The 2,194-nt window shown below is 63.2% G+C and carries 2 protein-coding genes; both read right to left on the bottom strand.

Going from position 1 to position 2,194, the window contains the following annotated elements:
- On the bottom strand, window positions 1-758 hold a 758-nt coding region (locus tag NTX40_07445; GenBank protein ID MCX5648913.1), incomplete at its 3' end, for a hypothetical protein.
- A gap of 580 nt (window positions 759-1,338) precedes the next feature.
- Window positions 1,339-2,194 (bottom strand): ketol-acid reductoisomerase (gene ilvC / locus NTX40_07440; GenBank protein ID MCX5648912.1); only part of this gene is annotated, 856 nt, incomplete at its 5' end.

Raw genomic sequence — 2,194 nt, 5'->3', positions numbered from 1 at the left:
TCGGGAACGCCCACGACACCGCCCACCCATCCGTTCTCGATGTTCGCCAGGCCGTAGTCCGCAAGCGGATTGTAGAGGGCGGGCGAGAGGACGGGGAAGATCGCCTGGCCGGGGTCGTCCGACTCGAACCGGAAGTACACGGCGCCGGAGAGGTTCCGTGCCTGGACGTTCACGTCGAGCAGGGTGTTGACGATGCCGGAGGCTTCCACAATGTCAATGCGGTCGTAGCCCTCGCGCGCCAGGAGCGACACCTTGTCGAAGGTGATGTCCAACAGGGTGATGTCCATGGCCGCGCCCGGATACTGGACGCCGGGCGGGAACCCTTGCGTCGCAATCCAGCCGGTGATCTTCAGGCCACCCGTGTTGCCGACCAGACTGACCGCGAAGGTGTCGCCGCCGGGGTTGGTGTAGGGCCCGTCGTTCGTCTTAAAGAAGAGGTCCATCACCATGAGGCCGCCGAACTTGATCGGCGTGCCGGAATAGACCGGATAGGGGTTTATGCTGGGAGGAGGTCCGCCGGGAACGGTCGGCACCGTCCCCTCATACGTGTACCCGTGGACCAGGTGGTTGGAACTCGTGCCGACCGTCAACTGGTCGGCCAGGGCGCCGTTGAAAAGGTACGCGGAGACGTCGGGGCCCTCGAACGTGAAGAAGTGGTCTTCGATGCGGACACTGAGAGGCGCGGCCGTGGCGGGCATCGCCGCCGCCAGGAAAAGCCCCGCCAGACCCAGCGCAAAGAGAGTGTGCACCGCTTTCATCGCTATCCCCTTTCGGAAATAATGCGGAGAGAATCCCCGAGGAAGAATCGGTAGGCTGACCTCCCCCGTTTCATGAGATGTCCCCGCAACACAACCCCGTGAATCGTCTAAGTATACCACAAGAATGCCCCGCTGTCAAATCGCGGAGGGCGTCCGAGGCCCGGAACCCGCCCGCCAGGACTCCCTAAGTGCCTTGTGCACAAGGAGTTGCGCTCTTCCGAAGCAGGCGGAAAAATTTCAGATTTTCCGAGAACATTCACAGAAATGGCCTCAGGCTCTTCCGGTACAGGGTTCGGGGTTGGGGGCCTGGGATTCCCCAAAAGGGGCGATTGAGTGCGAATGCGGACCCGAAAAACCCCTCGCCTAGTACTACTACACTGTGTTCTTCAACGCAGAGAGCGCCGAGAACGCGGAGAACAACTGTCAAGAGGTCAAAAGGAATAAGGAGACGGCATGAAGTTGGGGGTGTGGAATAGCGCCCGGCCCGGGGCAGGCCGTGCCCCGGCCCGGGCCGGGGTTGTGAAAGAAGAGGTTATCTCTGCGCTCTCTGCGATCTCTGCGTTGAGATAGCGTTGTAGAACTAGACCTCTTTGGCGTCGATGAAGGGCATGAGGCGGCGGAGGGCCCGGCCGACCTTTTCGACCGGGTGGTTCCGCTCGGCCGCTTCGAGGGCCTTGAACTTTTTGCCGCCCGCCCTGCACTCCTCGATCCATTCCTTGGCGAAAGAGCCGTCCTGAATGTCGGCCAGGAGTTTCTTCATCCGCTGGCGGACGGCCGCGTCAATGAGCACGTCGCCGCGCGTCAGGCCGCCGTACTCGGCGGTGTTCGAGACCGAGTACCACATGTACGACAGGCCGCCCTGCACCAGAAGTTTGACGATGAGGTTGAGTTCGTGGAGGACCTCGAAGTAGGCGAGTTCCGGCTGGTATCCGGCCTCGACCAGCGTTTCGAAGCCGGCCTTGATGAGGCTCGTCACGCCGCCGCACAGGACCGCCTGCTCGCCGAAGAGGTCGGTTTCGGTCTCCTCGGCATAGGTGGTTTCGAGGACGCCGGCACGGGCGGCGCCGATGGCCTTGGCATAGGCGAGGGCCAGAGGGCGGGCCTTGCCGGAGGCGTCCTGGTGGACGGCGAAGAGGGCGGGGACGCCGGCCCCCTCGACGAACTGCTCGCGGACGGTGTGGCCGGGACCTTTCGGCGCGACCATGATGACGTCCAGGTTCTTGGCCGGCACGATTTGCTTGAAGTGGATGTTGAACCCGTGGCTGAACCCGAGCGCCTTTCCGACCGCGAGCACCGGCCCGATCTCCGCCTGATAGACCTTGCCCTGGATTTCATCGGGGATGAGGATCTGGACCAGGTCGGCCTTCCTGGCGACTTCCGCGGCCGTGAGCGGCTTGAAACCGTGCTCGACGGCGAGGTCGTAGTTCGGCGTGCCC

The organism is Planctomycetota bacterium, from assembly GCA_026387035.1.
GTDB lineage: Bacteria > Planctomycetota > Phycisphaerae > FEN-1346 > FEN-1346 > JAPLMM01.
This window is presented reverse-complemented; position numbering and strand designations above follow the sequence as displayed.